The following is a 20,326-nucleotide window of genomic DNA, read 5'->3' on the forward strand; positions in this document are numbered from 1 at the left end:
CTCACGGTTCTGGCCGGAGTTACCCGGCCCGGCTGGTATTATTTAGGTTGTTTGTTAAACCATTTAAAATAAATCTTGTCATAGGTGCCATCCGCGCGTAATGCCTTTAACGCGGCATCGACCTTCGGCGTCAGGCTGCTGTTTTTCTGCAGGGCAAAACCGTATTTCTGCGGCAGAATGCTGTCCGTTTCACCGGTGGATTTTACCTTACCGCCACCTGCTGTTTTCACGTAGTAGAGTACGTTCGGGGAGTCGTGAACGACCGCGTCCAGGTTGCCAGCCTGCAGGTCGAGATAGGCGTTATCAATATTGGGGAATTCGACATAGTTGGCTTTATATTTGGATTTCATAAAACTCGCCGCGGCGGTGCCCTGCTTCAGCCCCACTTTTTTACCGGTCAGATCGCTGAATTTGGTAATGGAATTATCACCGCTCTTCACCGCCATTAAGAGATCCGCATCGTAGTAACCCTCGCTGAAATCAACGACCTGTTTGCGAGTATCGGTAATGGTGATCCCGGCCATTGCCACATCTAAATTACGCGATTGCAGACCAGGAATTAAGCCGCCGAAATCCATAGGGCGTAATTCGTAGCTGACATTCATTTTCTTCGCAATGGCTTGCCATAAATCGATATCAAAACCAACATATTTATTGCCTTGCTTAAATTCAAAGGGAACGAAGGCAGTATCCACACCGACTAATAATTTATCTTGTGCCATGACGGTAAAACTCACCGAACAGGCAACCAGTGCCAGGGTAATCTTTAATTTTTTCAATAATGCAGACATAATAATCCTCAGCGTAATTAAGACAGCAGACAGGAGTTTTCGCGCAATACCCTAAAACTGATATTGGCGTTGAGAATTAAAACAGTATCCCTACATTCGCACGCGATATAAAAATAAAGGCGTGCGAATTATTTATGCGGGAAGAATAAAATCCCTGGTGTCGGGTACTGGCGTCTGCGCGCCGTTCATGATCATTGAAAGAAAGCTGTAATAACCGTTGATGCCAATCAGATCGACAACGCCCTTTTCCCCCCAGAGATCGATTGCCTGTTGCCAGATATCATCACTGACTTTTTTATGCTGATGCAGCTGCTGGCAAAAATGGTAAACCACCCATTCATCAGCCGCCAGCGCCTCTGGTTGACGCTGTTCATTAATTGCCTGCACCGCTTGCTCCGGGATCCCTTTTTCCCTGGCTATTGGCGCATGAATGGCCCATTCAACCGGCTGAGACCAGTGACGTGCGGTCAGCAGGATGGCCAATTCCGACAACCGCTGCCCCAGCGCGCTACGGTAGCGCAGATACTCCCCCATTCGCTGCGCATGGGCCATCAGTTCCGGGCTGCGCAACAACGGTTCAAACGGCGGCAGCAGCGCGCCGCGCGGCCCGTTGATAATCTCCTCCGCAAGCTGGCGTTGTTCATCGCTCCACTGCTGTTCTGTCAGTGCAGGTAAACGATTCATGGCTGACGTCTCATCAGTTTATGCGTCTCTTCGCTGATGACCTTGTGCAGGGTATCCACTACAAAATCGAGTTCGGACCGGCTGACAATAAACGGCGGCGCAATCAGGATATGATCGCCCCGCTGGCCATCAATGGTTCCGCCCATCGGATAGACCAGCAGCCCGTGCGCCATGCACTGCGCTTTAATAGCGGCATGCAGCTTCAGTATCGGATCGAATGCCGTTTTGCGCTCTTTATCGCATACCAGCTCCACGCCGGCGAATAAACCGCGACCGCGCGTATCACCGACATACGGTAATCCGCCCAGCACATCATGCAGCGCCTGCTGCAAATACGCGCCCTGCTGCTGCACCTGCTCGAGCAAACGATCTCGCTCGATAACCTGCTGCACGGCCAGCGCAGCGGCTGCGGCTGTCGGGTGGCAGATGTAGGTGTGACCATGCTGGAACATACCGCTACCGGCTTGCAGCGCGGCGACGATTTGCTCACTGGCCAGCACTGCGCCTATGGGCTGATAACCCCCGCCTAAACCTTTTGCGATGGTCACGATGTCAGGGACAACGCCATCCTGTTCAAAGGCGTGCAACGTGCCGGTACGGCCCATGCCGCACATCACCTCATCGGCGATATACAGAATGCCGTATTTATCACACAACCGACGAACGCCTTGCAGATAACCCGGCGTAGGCGGCATTGCGCCGGTGGTTGCGCCAACCACAGTTTCAGCGATAAAACCGATAATTTTTTGCGGCCCGGCCTCCAGAATTGCCGCTTCGAGTTCGCCAAGTAAGCGCTCGGTGTATTGCTGCTGGCTTTCGCCCGCCTCACGGTCACGGTACTCATTACAGGCCGATACGCGCACCACATCCATCAGCAGCGGCGCGAACTGGCGGCGGCGCCACTCGTTACCGCCAACGGCCAGCGCTCCTAGCGTATTGCCATGGTAGCTTTGTTTACGGGCAATAAACAGCGTGCGATCCGGCTGCCCGATCTCAACAAAGTACTGGCGCGCCAGCTTCAGCGCCGTTTCAACCGCTTCCGATCCGCCGGAGACGAAATAGGCATAGTTCAGCGAACCGGGCGCGGTGCGGACAAGCTGCTCAGCCAGTTGTTCCACCGTATCGGTGGTGAAAAAACTGGTGTGGGCATAGGCCAACCGATCGATCTGCCGATGCATCGCCGCCAGCACATCCGGGTGGGCGTGCCCCAGACAAGAAACCGCCGCCCCGCCGCAGGCGTCCAGATAGCGATGACCACTGGCATCCGTGATGTAAGCGCCCTGGGCACTGACTGCCACTGCCGGGGTAGTACGGAGGCTGCGGTGAATGATATGACTCATGCTTTTACCCTGCTTTAGAAATCGCTTTCGCGTAAATTGAAAGCATCTTGCAGGATCCATTTGAATCTCGTCAATTCGATAATGATTCAAATGTATTTAATTTTCTTATGATAAAAGCAAATGAATCATTTATCAGGGTTTATCGGGCATCACATACGCCCCGGAGCGTTGCAGATAACGTTCTGCGCTCTCAATCTTATTCACCGCCTCCCGACCGTGGCGGGCAACCAGCATCGCCAGCAAACACTCGGCAACGCCCATACCGGAAACTATCGAAGGGAAAAAAGACGGGCTGCTGAGGGAGAAAAGCAACGTGCAGTCCGCCGTTTGCGCCAGCGGCGAAACCGGTGAGTCGGTGATGGCGATAATCCGCGCCCCGGCCTGTCTGGCTGCATTGAGAACGTCGAGAGATTCACGGGAATAGGGAGAAAAGCTGGTCAATAGCAGACAGTCTTCCGCGTTGATCTCACGGGTGAATACTTCGATATTACTGGCCAATCCGTCAATCAGCGACACCTGGCGATTGAACAATCGGTAGACATAAAACAACGACCAGGCAATAGGAAAGCTGGCGCGGAAGCCGCAAATATAGACCTGCTTCGCTTCATCCAGCAACGTAATCGCTTGCTGCATAGCGTGTTGATTCTCTGCCTGAGTGAATGCCAGATTGGCCTGATGCGCGAGGAAAACCTCTTCGTACAGCTCGGGCTGCGTTCCTTTAGCGATCAATTTTTCAGCCTTAGATACATATGTATCATTTCCTAAGCCGAGATCGTCGATAAATGCGCTTTTCAGTTCCCGCCAACCGTTATAGCCCAGACGCTGCGCCAGGCGTAGTAGCGTGGCAGGCTTAACGCCGGCTTCCGCGGCGAAGGCACGCATTGATTGCACCACCAGTTGGTTGGCATTTTGCAGGGAAAATTCCGCCGCGCGCTGGAGTTCGGGCGACAGCAGGCTGAATTGGCTCACAATGTTTTCACGAAGATTCATGGCGTATCGTTATCATCCGTAAGAGTGGCTGCGGCGAAACCTGGCCGCAGAAAGGGATATATATAACCGCAATTCGCCGTAATTGCATTATGGCAGAGAGAGGCGCATCCCTGCGCCACGGTGTATCGCCCCAGGCGATTGATCCGAAGTCCCTTTATTCGGCGCCTGAATCCACTGGATTCGCGGGAACGAGCGTATATCCAACTCGTTGATGGCATTAGTAAAAAACATTGTCGTCGCTATCGCAAAAGAGAAATTATTCGCTTTATTTATAAATTGGCTTGCGGAATAATTAGTCAGGTTTTATTACGCAGTAGAGGAATTAAGATGCGTTTCAGTACCATGCCCGACAGTGAAATTATTTCTGAACTGTGCCGAAGAATTAAAGAAACGCGTATACAGCTGGGGCTATCACAGATTGAGCTTGCCGAACGCGCCCAGGTCGGCGCGGCAACCATTAAACGCGTTGAACTAGGTGAGTCCGTCACTCTCAGTACGCTGATTGGTATTTTGCGCGGCCTCGACCGACTACATCAACTGGAGTCAATTTTATTCGATTCACATATGCGCACCTTTAAAGCGCAAATTAATTCCGGGGCCCCTTCCCGTATCCGCATTCGGAAAAAAACGCATCAGCCAAAAGAGAAACAGGCCGCCGCGGCGCAGACCAGCGAGTCAAACGCCACCATTAACGAATGGTACACCTCATCGGCTTCTAACAGCGTGGTATGGTCTTTTCAGCCGCCTGACGGAGAGAAAAAAAAGCCCTAAACTGTAGGGCCTGCACCACCGGGGAAAGAAAAAACGCCTGTCGTTAAACAGGCGTTTTTTATGGGACTCAGGATTCACACACCGCGACTTTAATCGCCAGACCGCCTCGGGCGGTTTCACGGTATTTGGCGTTCATGTCTTTGCCCGTCTCAAACATCGTTTCGATGACTTTATCCAGTGAGACTTTCGGATCGCTGGTACGGTACATCGCCATACTGGCCGAGTTAATCGCCTTCACCGCCGCAATCGCGTTACGCTCAATGCAGGGTACCTGGACCTGGCCGGCCACCGGATCGCAGGTCAGGCCAAGGTTATGCTCCATACCGATCTCCGCGGCGATGCACACCTTCTCCGGACTTCCCCCCAACAGCTCGGCCAGTCCGGCGGACGCCATCGAGCAGGCCACGCCCACTTCGCCCTGGCAACCGACCTCAGCCCCGGAAATGGAGGCGTTCATCTTATAAAGAATGCCGATCGCGCCCGCCGTCAGGAAATAGCGCATAGAGATTTCCGGCGTCACCTCTTTGATAAACCGATCGTAATAGGCCAGCACCGCCGGGACAATGCCGCAGGCGCCGTTGGTCGGCGCGGTCACGACTCGCCCACCCGCCGCGTTCTCTTCTCCGACCGCCATGGCGAACATATTGACCCAATCCATCGCGCTCAGCGGCGTAATCGACTGGCTCTGCGGCGCCAGCACACGGTGCAGCGCAGAAGCTCGGCGCGGCACCTTCAGCGGCCCCGGTAAAATACCTTCCGTATTCATCCCCCGATTAATGGCGTTTCTCATGGTCTCCCATATTTTTGCCATATTTTGCTCAACGCTCTCCCTGCCGTGGCGGGCGATCTCGTTTTTCATCATCACCGCGGAAATCGACAGGCAGTTGTCCTGGCAGTGCGCCAGCAGGTTGCGAGCGGAATAGAACGGGAACGGAATATCGACATCCGCGCCCTGACTCTTGCCAAAGTTTTCCTCGGTCACGATAAAACCGCCGCCGATGGAATAATAAGTCTGGAAATGGGCGATTTTGCCGTCGCAAAACGCGGTAATGCTCATGCCATTTTCATGCAGCGGCAGAAATTCATTGTGAAAACGCATGCATTCCGCCACCGGAAACTCAATTTCGCGCTGGCCTTCTTCAATAAACAGACGATGCATGGCGTTGACATCGCGAATAATGCCGGGAATGGCGTCGATATCCACGGTATCCGGTAAATACCCGGACAATCCAAGAATAATGGCGATATCGGTATGGTGGCCTTTACCCGTTAATGAAAGAGAACCATACACGTCCACCACCAGACGGGTGACTTTATGCAGCAGGCCTTTTTCCTGCAGGGTATCAACAAAATGTTTTCCTGCTTTCATCGGCCCAACGGTATGGGAACTGGACGGCCCGATGCTGATTTTGAAAATATCGAAAACGCTAATCATGTGGCACCCATGCGGTTACATAGCAAAACGAATACGCCGCCGGTGAGCGGCGGCGCTGAAACTTAGCTGAATAGAGAGAAGAAAATGGCGGAGATGGCAATCAGTCCCATCACAACCACGAACGCGTTGCTGATGTGACCGCTATATTTGCGCATAGCCGGTACTTTGTTGATGGCATACATCGGCATCAGGAACAGGATCATCGCGATGACCGGGCCACCCAGCGTTTCAATCATGCCCAGAATGCTCGGGTTCAGGGTCGCGACAATCCAGGTGGTCACCAGCATGAACAGCGCGGTGATCTTGTTCAGTTTGTTGATTTCGATCGATTTGCCTTTACCGCGCAGAGACTTTATCACCATGCCGTTGAAACCTTCACGCGCCCCGAGATAGTGGCCGAGGAAGGATTTGGTAATCGCAATCATCGCGATGATCGGTGCCATCCAGGCAATCACCGGCGCGTTAAAGTGGTTCGCCAGGTAAGAAAGGATGGAGATGTTCTGTGCTTTCGCTTCCGCCAGGTTTTCCGGGGAGAGGCTCAGCACGCAGCTGAACACGAAAAACATCACGGTCAGCACCATCATAATGTGGGCAAAGCCCAGAATACGGGAGCATTTGCGCTCGGCGTCCTCGCCGTATTCTTCACGCTTTGCCACTGCAAAAGAGGAGATAATCGGCGAGTGGTTGAAGGAGAAAACCATCACCGGGATAGCCAACCACAGGGTCATCCACAGCCCATTCCCCGTAGCCGAAGCGCCGCTCAGCGACAGGGTATCCAGTACCGCGCCATTCCATTGCGGTATCAAATACAGCGCCAGTATCATTAAAGCAAACACGAACGGGAATACCAGTACGCTCATGGCCTTAACAATCATTTTTTCGCCAAAGCGGACAATACCCATCATCCCGACAATTAAAATCAACGATAAAATAGCGCGCGGCGGAGACACCAGACCCAACTGGTGAGTAATAAAGCTATCGACCGTGTTGGTAATGGCGACACTATAGACCAGCAGAATCGGATAAATAGCAAAGAAATAGAGCAGCGTAATGAGTTTACCTGCCCCGGTACCGAAATGCTCTTCCACCACTTCGGTAATATCTTCCCCCGGATTTTTTCCTGACAGCACAAAACGGGTTAAACCGCGGTGGGCGAAAAAGGTCATTGGAAAGGCAAGAATTGCCATGATAATTAACGGAATTAAGCCGCCAACCCCGGCGTTAATCGGCAGGAAAAGCACCCCTGCGCCTATCGCGGTACCGTACAGGCCCAGCATCCAGACGGTATCACTCTTTCTCCAGCCGCTGCTCTCGCGAGCGACGAGGGTATTTTGAACGGTTTCCATAATATGGCCTCAGTAATAAAAATAGGGTCAGAATTTATTGATTCTGATGCAGGTAATAAAAACGCTGTGTTTATTTGGCTATTTTATTAAATGCGACTATGCTAATTCGCTAACAGCGATCACATAACCTGATGGATAGCGGTGACTTTTAACGCATCAAAATTAATACTGAAATTTTTATATTTTTTAAAGTATCATTTTTAAGACGTTATTATTTTAGCGCGGGTGGTTAATCTCTTGAATATTTATAGCTGGCGAACCCGGAGATAACAAACATTATTTGTCATACGATTAATAAAATCAAAATTTGGGGAGTAACCGAATATTACTCCCCTCCTCTTCTGCGGCCCCTAAAATCCCTTATAGTGCTCTTTACTCAGGCCATATTTCTTCATTCTGAGATACAGTTTTTTACGCGGGATGAGCAGATACTCCGCCACTTCATTAATCCGCCCCTGGTGGATATTCAGCGCTTCGGTAATGATCTGCCGTTCAACATCCTCGACCCGGCGATCGAGCGGAGTGGGTTCTCCAACGTGCATCTGTGGATTCACCGTGTCCGCGAGCGGTAATACTCCCACCGCAAACAGTTCGGCTGCGTTCGCCAGTTCGCGGACGTTGTTCAGCCACACCCGGCGTATCATCCCTTTCAACAGATGGCTATCCACCTCCGGGACGGGATGATTCAGCCGCCGGCAGGTTTTCTGCAAATAGTGATGGAACAGCGGCTCGATATCATCAGGCCGCTTAGTGAGCGGCAGGCAAGCAATTTGCGTCATCGCGAAGCAGTAATAGAGCTCCGCCACAATCTGGCTGCTGGCCGCCAGCTCCACCAGCGAAGCGTTGCCGATGCCAATCAGGCGAAAAGGCCGCTTCTCATGGCTCTGCGCCTGTACCAGCTGATGTTGTTGCTCATGAGTCAGGTGCTCCGGATGGCTTAATACCAGCGTTCCGCCCTGCGCCTGGGCGATCGCGTCATTCAGCGTATGGGCGTTGGCCGCAGTCAATTCGCAGTTGATAAACGGACCGTCGGCGTTACGCCCCAGCTGGTGCAGGTAACGTGCGCCGGTCATACGGCCGGTTCCCGGTTCGCCGTAAAGCCAGACCGCAATATCCGTCTCCGCCAGTTGCTGTAAGCGCTGGCGATACTGTTCCGTCCATTGGCTGCGCCCGATCAGCTCAACCCGTAATTTTTGCTGGCCGTACTGGCGACGCGCGATCACCGCTTGCCGCTGGCGCAACGCGGCGTCCACCAGCGAGAGCAGCTTTCCCGGATCGACCGGCTTTTGCAAAAAATCCCAGGCTCCTTTTTTCACCGCGTCTACCGCCATCGGCACGTCGCCATGCCCGGTGATAAGCACAATCGGCAGTTGCTCATCATCCTGATGAAACAGCGTCATCAAGTCGATGCCGGAGCAGCCTGGCATGCAGACATCGCTCAGCACAATACCGGGCCAGTCCCTCTGCACCCACTCCCGCGCCGCAAAGGGATTATCGCAGGCATGGACGTGATAACCCGCCTGCTCAAGCAGCTGTGTATAGGCATCCAGCACATCGGCATCATCATCAATCAGCAGAATCGAACACTCATTACTCAACATCTTTTGCATCCGTTAAATTGAATTGCAGCACCACGCAGGCGTTGCGCGTTAACGTCGACGCCAGGCGCAGCGTCCCTTCCATTTGCGTCATCAGAGAAACGCAAATTGACAGCCCAATCCCCAGCCCCACATCTTTACTGGTAGTGAACGGCTTCAGCAATGAAGGTAGCAAGGCCGCAGGCCAGCCGGGGCCGTTGTCGGCAATCAACACGCTCAGCGTGTCGCCGTGCATTTGCCAGCTCACAGTAATTTTCGCGGCGTTCGGGCAGGCGTCGAGCGCATTCGACAGCACGTTCACCAGTACCTGATGGACCCGCACTTCATCGCCGCGGATCCAGACGGTTTCATCCGGTAGCATCAGCGTTCCCTGCTGCGGCCTATGGCGCATCGCCAGTAGTTCCCACGCCACCATAAACGTCTGCCGCAGATCGACCGGATGCAGCGGCGTTTCCAGTTCTGCGCGGCGGGTGAACTGTCGTAGCGAGCGGATAATTGCGTCAATGCGGTTAATCAGCCCCTCCGCTTTACTTAGCGTCGTTCGCGCCTGCTCTGCCTGCCCCTGCTCAATCGCCCGTCCCGCCGTAAAAAGGTACATCGACAGCGCATTCAGCGGCTGATTGATCTCATGCGCCAGGGTAGTCATCGTCTGCCCTACCACCGCCAGCTTTGCGGTCTGGATCAGCTCGTCCTGTGTAGCGCGGAGATCGGACTCGATCGCTTTGCGCTCGCCGATCTCCTGTTCAAGTTGCTGTTTCTGCGCGTTAAGCTGACCCAGCGTATGGCGAAGCAAACCGGCAATACGCCCCAGTTCATCCCGTCCATACACTGGAATGGTCGCATCCGTCCGGCCTAACCCAATCTGCACCACCGCCTGATTCAGCGCGGTAAAGCGTTTCACCAGCCGCGAGCGAATAAAATAATGATTCAATACCCACGCCAGCAGCAGCGCCAGTAGCGTCGCCACCAGGATCAACCCGCCGCTGACGCGGACAATCTGCCCCATACGCTGATTAAACATCTGCATTTGCTGATGACTGCTGCCAAGTTGGGCCTCAAGCAGCGTCCTGAAACGTCCCAAAGTGGCTTCTCTTGCCCGGCTGGCGTCCATTAACGCTTTTTGCGCCGTGACATAGTCGCGCATAGTATCCGGCATCTTATTTTTCACCATGCCGATTTCCAGCAGCTCATCAATAGTTTGTCGCAGGGTGATCGTGCTCGGCCAGTCGTCAAGCGCGCGAATATTTTCATCCGACGTTTTCTTCAGGTTTTCGAGATAGCGGATATGCGTCTCAACCAGCATACCATCGTCATTTCCGGACTTGAGTTCATTTAGCCTGTCGCGCAGATCGTCAACGATTTGATTCTCGATGCGGGCCAGCGTATAGACCTGCTGCTGCTCGTTTTGCACTTCCCGGGAGCGTTTCAGATACTGCGCCGCATCGCCTTGCCGGGCTTCAATTTGGTCGAGCAGTGTTCCCTGCTGCCAGGTAAAATCCTGCACCAGAGAATTCAGCTCCGTGGTGAAATTGTCGTGCAGCCAGTCGATACGCGCGGACAGCTCCCCGACCTTTTCGCGCACCAGAAACATGTTATAGAGCACGCGATCCAGTTCCGACAGCAGCGCGCGGCTGTCCTGCAAAATCACCTTCAGCTGCCGGCGTTCAGCGGGTGACAATCCCTGACTCAGCCGCTCGATTTTATCCAGATGCTGAATAATCTGGTTACGCAGCTGCAGGCGCACCGTGGTATTCGGCGCCAGCAGAAACTCATTGAGCTGATCGACCACCAGATTGAGATTGCCTTCAATCAGAAAAGCGGAGTGAATGCGGGGAAAATACTCGTCGAGCGAATAGCGTATCTGCGAGCTTTGCTCATGCCATGAATAGAGGCTGACGCCGCTGACAATCAGCGTCAGCAGCGCGCCCATCAGAAAAGCCCCGCGCAGGCTGGCGCTGATGCTGATTTGCCGCAAACGTTGCAATATGGACCGGCCCATCATTTGAGTTCTTCCAGTTTTGCGATCGCCTGACGCTGGTTATTGAGAAACCAGAGCTGCCACTCCATCATTTGCTGCTCGGCAAAGCTCTTACTGTCGAACTGCACCAGCCAGGCTACATCCTCACTGCTCGCCGGGTCGACCGGGACGCCGGTTAACAGCGCGCGTATCTCTGGCAGCGGACGCTTAAGACGGGCTTCCGCGCTGTGCAGCGCCCGCCAGGCATCTTTCAACTGGGCGAGACGAAAGCTGATGGCCGTATCAAACATTCGCTGAACCAGACGCTGACGCTTGAGGATCAGGCGATAGTCCAACGGCGGTTGATTCATCAGCCGCGCCTGCTGCGCTGACCGCGGATTACCCGCCGCCAGCGGCGTCACCGGGTATTTTCCGGTATTGGCATCGGCGAGGATCCGCTGCCCTTCCGGACTGAGCAAATAGCGAATAAAGCGCCGCGCTTCGCTGGCGTGCTGACTGTTTTTGAGCACCGCGACATAGGTTGGCGAAACGGCCGACTGCGGAAAATAGGTAAAGGTCAGATGCGGATCGTTCAACAGCAGATTGGCATAGTTATCAATTACCGGACCGGCCACTCCCAGCCCGCTTTTAATTTTATCCGCCACGCCAAAGCTGCGCGATGAAATCGTGACCAGATTTCCCGCGCTTGCCAACAACGTCTGCCATCCTTTAACCCAGCCTTGTTGCTGCAACAGCGACTCTACCATCAGATGATTGGTGTCCGAGCGCGACGGGCTGCTCATCAGCAGCGCCCCCTGATAGCGGGGATCGGTGAGATCGTCCCAGTCCGCTGGCGCGGGCAGATGCCGCGTCGTCAACGCCGAGCGGTTAATCAGTAAACCGAACCCCGACATCGCCACGGCAACGGACGTTGAACGAATGGATTCCGGCACCAGATGTTGGCTGCCTGCCGGCGCGCCGTTGAACGGCGCCAGCTTTTGATGTTCCTGAAGATGCTGCAGCAACATCGGTGATGAGGTCAGAACCAGATCAACGTTTTCCGCATTTGCCGTATCAAGAAGTTGTTCCAGCGAGGCGCTGGTGCGGTTGAGTGTACGAATCATCACCGACCCCGGTTCCGTTTGCCAGCGCGCGATAATCCACGCGGTGGCGCCGGGAGAAAACGTTGTCGCCATCACCAGTTCTTCGCTTTGCGCCGTACAGGGACTAAACCCGGCGGCCAGCAGCCACAGCGCCCACGTTTTGCTGAGCATCCCGCCCCGACGAAAAAACCTGTTTGTGATCCCGTTCATAAATATTGAAATACCGAAAAAATAGCGTTGAGACAAAACTTACCCGTTTATGACGCCTGGCGGATTAATCATCGCCAGCGGAAAAATAGTTGTATTGGCAACCGGAAATCTCAGGAAAGATTACCAGATAATGAATGTGGAATTTGTTAATATCCGCACAAGCCTGACATAAAATCCGCGTTAAATTAATTAGCCGCGATTTTATTGATGTTCAATGTGTCAAAAATAACACCTTAATTCATCAAGTTGAGTCAATTTTGACTCATTTTGATGATTTGAATTTTATACCCGCTTATTTCACTCTTCATGCCGACCACTCCTGACCTTCATAGCAATATAAAATACAGGTGACGACATGTTATCAATATTAAAAAAAGGACCGTCGGCGAATAAAGTGCCTGCTGAAAAAGTGCAGGCAACTTATGGCCGCTACCGCATGCAGGCGCTGCTAAGCGTATTTCTGGGTTATCTGGCGTACTATATTGTGCGCAACAATTTCACCTTATCCACGCCTTATCTGAAAGAGCAGTTAGATCTGAGCGCCACGCAGATCGGTTTGCTCAGCAGCTGTATGCTCATTGCGTACGGGATCAGCAAAGGCGTTATGAGCAGCCTGGCGGATAAAGCCAGCCCGAAAGTCTTTATGGCCTGCGGCCTGGTGCTGTGCGCGATCGTCAACGTCGGGTTGGGGTTCAGCACCGCGTTCTGGCTCTTCGCTGCGCTGGTCGTTCTGAACGGTCTGTTTCAGGGGATGGGCGTCGGCCCCTCTTTTATCACCATCGCTAACTGGTTCCCTCGCCGGGAGCGCGGTCGCGTGGGGGCTTTCTGGAACATTTCCCATAACGTCGGCGGCGGGATTGTCGCCCCGATCGTCGGCGCCGCGTTTGCGATTCTCGGTACCGAGCACTGGCAGAGCGCCAGCTACATTGTCCCGGCCTGCGTGGCAGTGGTGTTCGCCCTGAGCGTACTGGCGCTGGGTAAAGGTTCGCCGCGCGAGGAAGGCCTGCCTGCGCTGGAAGAGATGATGCCGGAAGAAAAGGTGGTGCTTAACGCTAAACACGCGGTAAAGGCGCCGGAGAATATGAGCGCATTCCAGATCTTCTGCACCTACGTTCTGCGCAACAAAAACGCCTGGTATGTCTCCCTTGTGGACGTGTTTGTCTATATGGTGCGTTTCGGCATGATCAGCTGGCTGCCTATCTATCTGCTGACGGTGAAACATTTTTCCAAAGAGCAGATGAGCGTCGCCTTCCTGTTCTTTGAATGGGCGGCGATTCCTTCCACCCTGCTGGCGGGCTGGCTCTCCGACAAGCTGTTCAAAGGACGGCGCATGCCGCTTGCCATGATCTGTATGGCGCTGATTTTCATCTGCCTGATCGGCTACTGGAAAAGCGAATCTCTGCTGATGGTGACGGTGTTCGCGGCGATAGTGGGCTGCCTGATTTACGTGCCGCAGTTTCTGGCCTCCGTCCAGACTATGGAAATTGTTCCCAGCTTTGCCGTCGGCTCCGCCGTGGGACTGCGCGGATTTATGAGCTACATCTTTGGCGCATCGTTAGGCACCAGCCTGTTTGGCGTGATGGTGGATAAAATGGGCTGGCACGGCGGGTTCTATCTGCTGATGGGCGGGATCGTCTGCTGCATTCTGTTCTGCTACCTCTCTCATCGCGGCGCGCTGGAGCTTGAGCAACAGCGTAAGAACACGCAGCAGCAAGAAGCCGAGCTGGCGCTGGCCGACGCACGATAAACGCCTGAATCCGGGAAAAGAAAGTGCCAGCTTGCTGGCACTTTTCACCTTAAACAGGGTCGATGACCGTCATGCGGGCACCTTTAAATAGGGCGCAATGCTCGCTAATTTCTCCCGGGTTTCCGTCAGTTCGCGCTCCGGCGTAGATTGCGCGATGATACCCGCCCCCGCCTGTATCCAGCAGCGCTGGCTATCCTGAAACACGGAACGCAGCACTAACGCCGCATCGAAGCACGTATCTTCCAGAAGCAGGATTGCGCCTGAATAGAGCTCCCGCGGCGTTTTTTCAATTTGCATGATCGCGTTGAGGGCCGCTTTTTTAGGGATACCTGACGCGGTAATTGACGGAAACAGCACGGTAAACGCATCCCAGGCATCCTTATCTTCCGCGAGCTGGCCGCTGACGCCAGACCCCAGATGCTGGACGCTGCCGCGCTGGCGAACCGACATCAAATCCTCGACCACTACGCTGCCGGGCTGGCAAACCGCCTCCAGTTCGGCAATGGCCTCTTTGACCGAGAGGATATGCTCAAGCACCTCTTTACCGTCGTGCAGCAGCTCCCTCTCATTTGCCTGATTATGCGCCGTATCGCCCATGCGATCGCGGGTGCCCGCCAGCGGCTCAGTGACCACTTTGTTTCCCGTCACCGACATCACCAGTTCCGGACTAAAACCCAGCGCCTCGCGTTCTTGCTGGCGAAACATAAACGTACGGGTGGGCGTGTTGGCCTGCCGTCCATATAGCAGCGTAGCGGGCATATCAATTCGCGCAGGCAGAGGAATCGCGCGTGAGACGATGACTTTAACGTAATCGCCGCGGCGGATCGCCGAAACGGCGCGCGCAACCTGCTGTTTATACGCTTCACCGTCCAGGGCGGTATCCACAACCATTGGCCCGCATGGTGTCGCCGTATCGACCTCTTTTACCCACTCGCACAGACGGCGGCATCCGTCGGCGGAGTCCGCGTAAACGGTAACATTTCCCTTCTCAAAAATAAGTTCTTCACGGGGAGCGGTTAACGTTAGCAGCGGCCACTCGCCGGCATCAAAGGCCATTCCCCGCGCATGGGCCGCAAAGTTGAACCCAACCTGGCCATATACCCGGCATCCTCTTACCCGCGGATGCGTCATAAAACGACGCGCGCAGTCGATAATCGAATCTACCGCCCACTTTTGTTCTCCGGCATCATCAATGAATGTCGCCTGGGTGCCGTCGGCATTAATCTGCAGTTGCGCCTGGCATCCTTTACCTATGTACCAGCAAGGTTGGCGCTCATAGACATAGCACTCTTCATCTCCGAACTGACGTAAGACGCCAGAAATCATCGGCAGCCATTGCTCCTCTGGTAACGCCAGGTGTAAAAATTCACTGATTTTCATCCCTTACCTCTCTGTGTTATTCCCGAATCAATCAATTGAGCTTGTCATCAGTTCTTTTGCCGAACGCAGTCTGATAGAAACAATCCACGCCGCCAGCAACGTGAATAAGCCGGCAAACAGGAAGCAGGCCGTATAGCCAAAGCGCTGCGCGACAACGCCGCCGACTACGCCGGCCAGAATGGCGATGGCGGCGTCAGTACATTGAAAGAGCGTAAAATCGACACCGGCCTGCAAAGGAGAAGAAAGCGCCATCAGCGTGGCGTAAAGACAGACCAACGCGCAGGCCAGCGAAACAGATTGAACAACGATCAATACCTGGAGAATCGGCAGCAGTAGAGGACCCGGCGCTATCTTCAGCGTCATCACTACCGCCAGCAGCGCGATGCCCTGCACGCCATAAGCCGTAAACAGCGCTCTGCCGGGTGAGAGGTATTTCATCAGCAATCCACCCGCCAGCGTTCCGGCTATGCCCGCCGCAATATTACCGCCGCTGAACAGCGCGCCGAGCGCTGACATGCTCAGACCATGATCCAACAGCAACGGCGCCAGAAGAGGCAGCACAAACCGCATGCCGGAATTCAGCATCAATACCAGCATTAAGCCCAGACGAGCCTTTCGCCTTCTAAGCGCATAACCCAATGCCGGAACATGCGGAACAGATGCTGCGCGCGTTGGTTCGGCAACGCGCCACAGGGGTACGGATAAGACCAGGATCAGCGCCGCCATCATCAGCATGGCCGCAGGCCAGCCGACGGTCGCCGACAGCATCAGAAACACCCCGCCGCCGCACATCATTCCCAGATAGCTGCCGCCGACCTGCACGCTGTTTCCCCAACCGTACCCTGCGCGGGTCAGCTGATCGACGCAAAAACCATCGCTGGCGATATCAATAGTGGAGGCGACCGTACCCGCCACCATAAACAGCGCAAATAGCGCGACGACTATCGTTTCGGGCAATACGCCTTCTCGCCCTGTCCCGCCAATCGCGGCGGCAATCGCCAGGATCGCCGCGAGCGCAGCCTGCCCGCGCAGGATCAGCATGCGGGAACGGCGCTGCGGGCTGCCAGGAGGTAGCCGCCAGCGCTCGACCCACGGCGCCCAAATAAACTTCAGCGCCCAGGGCAGCATAAACAGGGTTGTGGCCCCGGCAAGCGCAAGCGATCCGCCAGCAGCGCGCACCAGCGCCGGTAAGGACTGCATCGAGAGCGCCGATACCAGACTCTGTGTCACATAGATGCCGGCAATGGCGAAAATCACCCGCCCGGTGGTTAACGTCAACGGTTTCACATTCGACGGAACGTCACTCATGCGCCACCTCCTCTGACGTGGAAACCCCTTCGGCGCGCCAGACGCGGGCGGCCATTTGCGCGTGCCACAGCGCCTGGTAACGCCCATGAAGAGAGAGCAACTGCGCATGGGTGCCCTGTTCAACCACTTTGCCCTCCTCCATCACCAGGATATTTCCTGCCCCGACGATGGTAGACAGGCGATGGGCGATAATAATCACCGTCCGGTTGTGAACCAGGTTATCGATAGCTTTCTGTACCGCCAGCTCGCTATCGATATCCAGCGCGGCGGTCGGCTCATCAAGAATGACGATCGGCGCATCTTTCAATAAGGCCCTGGCAATGGAAATCCGCTGGCGCTCGCCGCCCGATAGCTGTCCGCCCATCTCGCCCATTGGCGTCAGCCAGCCTTGAGGAAGGCGGGTAATGAATTCAAGACACTGCGCCGCGCGGGCGGCCTCTTCTACTTCCTGCTGGGTCGCCTGCGGGCGCGCAATCAGGATATTCGCCAGCAATGTGTCATCAAACAGCCAGACATCCTGGAATACGACGGAAATCAGGCTGTTGAGCTGTTCCGCCGTGAGGCGACGAATATCGACGCCGCCGATAGAAATCCGCCCTTGCTGCGGATCGGCATAGCGCATTAACAGTTTGCTGACCGTGGTTTTACCTGCGCCGGAAGCGCCCACCAGCGCGCTCATACTGGCCGCCGGAAAGGTCAAAGAGAGGTCATTGAGCGCGGGATCGCCGCTGTCGTCATAGCGGTAATGAATATTGTCAAAGCGGATATCGTAACGTTCCGGCATCTCTCCGCGTTCTGCAACGGGAAGCGGCGCGATCGCCATAAACTGCTCAATACGCTGTAAGGCGCTGGCAATCAGTTCCACCACCGAGGTGTAGCTTATAAACATGGCCATCGGTTCAGCGAAACGCATAATCATCGCGGTGGCGGCAATCAGAAAGGCGAGGTTCAATGTGCCCGTGCCCACCCAGATGATTCCGCACAACACCACCACCTGTAGTCCCAGCTCCACAACGCCGGCGATCAGCATCGTCGCGCCCGCGCTCTGGCGGTGAGTGCGGGTCTGTAAGTTTTCCAGAGCGTTAAAATGATCCCGCAGCGCCCGGCTTTTATCAGCATCGCTACCGCAGGTACGCAATATCACCATCCCCTGCACAAATTCAACAATATCCCCGCTCAGCCGCTGGTGCGCTTCGCCCAAGGTCTGCATTTGTCGCCTCATCGCCGGGCGGCGCCAGTAATAAAACGGCGCCAGCAAGGGGAAGATCAGCAGCATCACCAGCCCCAACCGCCAGTCGATCCACAATGTCGCCAGCGACGCCGTCAGCGGCGTAACGATGGTCAGCAGTAAAATATTGGCTATCGCAATCACATAGTTGAGGTTTTCATCCACGGAGCCCAGCAACAAGGCGTTCGTTTCGCCCGCTCTGCCGCGCTGGAGCCTCTCCAGCGGCACGCGGCGTAATTGTTCGCCCAGGCGCAGACGCAGTTCATGGGTGGCCTGCGCCAGATGCCCGCGGTATTCAAAGCCCAGCCCATACCAGCGGAGAGCCAGCGTCACAAACGCCGCAATGCTGAAGGCCAAAGCCCAGTGAAGAAGTCGAGATGCCTCATTCCGTAGCAGCGCATCAACGATCGGATAGAGGCAGGCGAAGGCGATCCCCTGCATCAATGCCGCCAGCAGCAGAGCAAACAGACTGCGCCGCAGCGTTCCCACCTGACTGCCCACGCTGGAGATAAGCTGGCGCCAGATCGCGCGCCAGGCCAGATTATCCGCCGGGTTAGTGACTTTCATTTTGCTCCGCCTCTTCCTGCGTTCCACCCGGCGCCCACTGCTGCGCCTGCTGATAGCGTTGCCATAGCCGTTGATACAGGCCACCCTGCGCCAATAGCTGCCCGTGGCTCCCGCTTTCCCGAAGCTGACCGTCGGAAAACAGCAATATCACATCGGCCTGACTCACCATGGAGAGACGATGCGCGACCATGATGACCGTCCGGCCGCGCATGGCAGCCGCGAGGGCTTTGATAAGCGCCGCTTCACCTTCCGGATCGGCAAACGCCGTCGCTTCATCAAGCACCAGAATGGGACGGTCCTGCAAAAGCGCCCGGGCGATGGTGATGCGCTGCCGCTGCCCGCCGGAGAGGAATACCCCTCGTTCCCCGACTCGCGTGCTGTAACCCTCCGGCAACGCGCTAATAAACTCATGCGCCTGCGCCACTCTGGCCGCCGCTATCACCGATTCCAGCGGCGTATCCGGCGCGCCCAGACGGATGTTATTGGCGATCGTGTCGGCAAAAAGAAAGTTGTCCTGAAACACAAACGAGATTTGCTTCATCAGGGTCTCTATCCGCATATCGCGCAGATCCACGCCGCCAATACGAATATGGCCTTTGTCGGGATCGGCATAACGTAGCAGCAGCCGCGCCACGGTGCTTTTCCCGGCGCCGCTTGGCCCTACCAGCGCCACAATTTGCCCGACAGGCACGTGAAAGCTTACCTCCTGCAACGCGGCGCCAGTCCGCGCTTGCGGATAATGAAAGCTTACCTGCTCAAAGGTGATACTCGCCTCTTTCGGCTGTCGATCGGCTCGCGGGCGCGAAAGTTCCGGCATCGTGAGAACCTGATAGATACGCTGAACGCTTAAACGCGTTTGCGCGACCAGGTTATTAAGCATCATCATCGGCATTACCGCTTCGGCCATTCCGCTGGCTATCAGTAATACGGCTACCCAGGCGATAAAATCGAGACTACCAGCGTGCAGCAGGCCGTATCCGCACCAGATAAGAACGAATAAGGTCGGCAGCGGGTTCAGAATCGAGAATGAAAAACGCGCTGAAAATCCGGCCTGTCGATACCAGCTTTTGAGCACATCGACCCACTCTTCGAGGGCATGTTGATAGCGCAAAAAGCTGGTACTGCCGCTATCAAAAGTCCTCACAACCGGCATGGCCTGTACGAACTCAATCACCGCGGCGCTGACCCGTTCACGCGCCTGATGATAACGCTGAGCCATGTTTTCCGAGCGCTGCCGGGCGAGTAACAGCACCACCGAACCAAACGCCAGTACCCCCAGCGTCGCGATGGCCAGTCGCCAGTCCAGCCAGAATACGAGAACAACAGTCGCCAGCGGCATGATTATGGCGCGGGCATAGAGCGGCGTACTGTCAGCAACAAAAATATGTAACGACTTCACATCATCCAGCATCACTTTCGTCACCGATCCGCTGCCCATCTGCTGTAACGCGCCCGGCGCAAGCTGTAGGGTCTTGTGGGCTAATCTGCTGCGCAGAATATTCTCCAGATGGAAAGCCGCATAATGAGAGGTATTGAACGCCTGCAGGCGCAGGATAAAGGTCGCTATCACGCAGCCAACTACGCCGCTCAGCGGCCAGACGGGGATGAAGTCAGGCGCCCCGCGCAGATCGCGCAGGCACCATGCCAGAAAAAGCAGCGCCCCCAGGCTGGTTAAGGCCGCCAGCCCTGCCAGCGCCATAGCCAGGAGCACCTTCCGGCGAACCGGGGTAATCACCTGCCAAAGAGGAAATCGGGACAGCGATTCAGTGTTGGATGAGTGAGATGACATGGGAGTGGCTGATTTTCCTGATGAATTTTTATGGACGCCAAAAACACTATTTCAAGGTGGCGTTCCGGGAATTAATGTGAAT

15 protein-coding genes are annotated in these 20,326 nt (G+C 55.2%); 2 read left to right on the forward strand and 13 right to left on the reverse strand.

Going from position 1 to position 20,326, the window contains the following annotated elements; genetic code table 11:
- Nucleotides 1-38: 38 nt before the first annotated feature.
- The 4 genes from glnH to KCG39_RS05085 all read right to left on the reverse strand — a co-directional run bounded on the left by glnH (nucleotide 39) and on the right by KCG39_RS05085 (nucleotide 3,805).
- Complete coding sequence (gene glnH, locus KCG39_RS05070; RefSeq protein ID WP_142468265.1) at nucleotides 39-791, reverse strand: glutamine ABC transporter substrate-binding protein GlnH; 753 nt, start codon at nucleotides 789-791, stop codon at nucleotides 39-41.
- Between the two features lie 132 nt (nucleotides 792-923).
- Complete coding sequence (locus KCG39_RS05075) at nucleotides 924-1,475, reverse strand: carboxymuconolactone decarboxylase family protein (protein WP_142468266.1); 552 nt, start codon at nucleotides 1,473-1,475, stop codon at nucleotides 924-926.
- Entirely contained in the window at nucleotides 1,472-2,815 is a 1,344-nt protein-coding gene (locus tag KCG39_RS05080) for an aspartate aminotransferase family protein (protein WP_123829374.1), read from the reverse strand. Before KCG39_RS05080 ends, KCG39_RS05075 begins: the two co-directional genes overlap by 4 nt.
- A gap of 132 nt (nucleotides 2,816-2,947) precedes the next feature.
- Nucleotides 2,948-3,805, reverse strand: a complete 858-nt coding sequence (locus KCG39_RS05085; RefSeq protein WP_004120378.1) for a MurR/RpiR family transcriptional regulator — start codon at nucleotides 3,803-3,805, stop codon at nucleotides 2,948-2,950.
- Between the two features lie 327 nt (nucleotides 3,806-4,132).
- Here KCG39_RS05085 and KCG39_RS05090 point away from each other — a divergent pair, with 327 nt between their 5' ends.
- Nucleotides 4,133-4,576 (forward strand): helix-turn-helix domain-containing protein, encoded by a 444-nt coding sequence (locus tag KCG39_RS05090; protein WP_004120375.1) that lies wholly within the window; start codon nucleotides 4,133-4,135, stop codon nucleotides 4,574-4,576.
- 67 nt (nucleotides 4,577-4,643) lie between these two features.
- Here KCG39_RS05090 and KCG39_RS05095 read toward each other — a convergent pair whose 3' ends face one another.
- The 5 genes from KCG39_RS05095 to pgtC form a co-directional block, all read right to left on the reverse strand.
- Nucleotides 4,644-6,011, reverse strand: a complete 1,368-nt coding sequence (locus KCG39_RS05095) for an L-serine ammonia-lyase (protein WP_087828112.1) — start codon at nucleotides 6,009-6,011, stop codon at nucleotides 4,644-4,646.
- 62 nt (nucleotides 6,012-6,073) lie between these two features.
- Nucleotides 6,074-7,357, reverse strand: coding sequence for an HAAAP family serine/threonine permease (locus KCG39_RS05100; protein WP_004120369.1), 1,284 nt, complete (start codon nucleotides 7,355-7,357; stop codon nucleotides 6,074-6,076).
- 350 nt (nucleotides 7,358-7,707) lie between these two features.
- Nucleotides 7,708-8,958: a two-component system response regulator PgtA gene (gene pgtA / locus KCG39_RS05105; protein WP_004120366.1), complete on the reverse strand. Its 1,251-nt coding sequence runs from the start codon at nucleotides 8,956-8,958 to the stop codon at nucleotides 7,708-7,710.
- On the reverse strand, nucleotides 8,948-10,957 hold the full coding sequence (gene pgtB / locus KCG39_RS05110) for a two-component system sensor histidine kinase PgtB (protein ID WP_142468268.1): 2,010 nt from the start codon (nucleotides 10,955-10,957) through the stop codon (nucleotides 8,948-8,950). The genes pgtA and pgtB overlap by 11 nt, the downstream gene beginning before the upstream one ends.
- Nucleotides 10,954-12,186 carry a phosphoglycerate transport regulator PgtC gene (pgtC, locus tag KCG39_RS05115; RefSeq protein WP_032741843.1) on the reverse strand — a complete coding sequence of 411 codons (1,233 nt, stop codon included), beginning with the start codon at nucleotides 12,184-12,186 and terminating at the stop codon, nucleotides 10,954-10,956. Before pgtC ends, pgtB begins: the two co-directional genes overlap by 4 nt.
- Before the next feature lie 394 nt (nucleotides 12,187-12,580).
- Between pgtC and pgtP the strand changes: the two genes are divergently transcribed.
- A complete protein-coding gene (pgtP, locus tag KCG39_RS05120; RefSeq protein WP_049112074.1) occupies nucleotides 12,581-13,972 on the forward strand; it encodes a phosphoglycerate transporter PgtP in 1,392 nt (463 codons plus the stop codon).
- A gap of 69 nt (nucleotides 13,973-14,041) precedes the next feature.
- On the opposite strand, the gene KCG39_RS05125 is transcribed toward pgtP, so the two are convergent.
- Genes KCG39_RS05125 through ybtP form a run of 4 tightly spaced genes read right to left on the reverse strand, consistent with a single transcriptional unit; the run spans nucleotide 14,042 to nucleotide 20,154 of the window.
- The gene (locus KCG39_RS05125) at nucleotides 14,042-15,352 is read right to left on the reverse strand and encodes a salicylate synthase (protein ID WP_211811561.1); all 1,311 of its coding nucleotides are present in this window, start codon (nucleotides 15,350-15,352) and stop codon (nucleotides 14,042-14,044) included.
- A 27-nt stretch (nucleotides 15,353-15,379) separates the two neighbouring features.
- Complete coding sequence (gene ybtX / locus KCG39_RS05130) at nucleotides 15,380-16,660, reverse strand: yersiniabactin-associated zinc MFS transporter YbtX (protein WP_142468269.1); 1,281 nt, start codon at nucleotides 16,658-16,660, stop codon at nucleotides 15,380-15,382.
- Nucleotides 16,653-18,455, reverse strand: coding sequence for a yersiniabactin ABC transporter ATP-binding/permease protein YbtQ (gene ybtQ, locus KCG39_RS05135; protein ID WP_142468270.1), 1,803 nt, complete (start codon nucleotides 18,453-18,455; stop codon nucleotides 16,653-16,655). The genes ybtX and ybtQ overlap by 8 nt, the downstream gene beginning before the upstream one ends.
- Complete coding sequence (gene ybtP / locus KCG39_RS05140) at nucleotides 18,442-20,154, reverse strand: yersiniabactin ABC transporter ATP-binding/permease protein YbtP (protein ID WP_185910506.1); 1,713 nt, start codon at nucleotides 20,152-20,154, stop codon at nucleotides 18,442-18,444. Before ybtP ends, ybtQ begins: the two co-directional genes overlap by 14 nt.
- Nucleotides 20,155-20,326 lie beyond the last annotated feature (172 nt).

Origin of the sequence: Klebsiella pasteurii, assembly GCF_018139045.1 — a bacterium.
In the GTDB taxonomy this organism is placed as follows: Bacteria; Pseudomonadota; Gammaproteobacteria; order Enterobacterales; family Enterobacteriaceae; genus Klebsiella; species Klebsiella grimontii.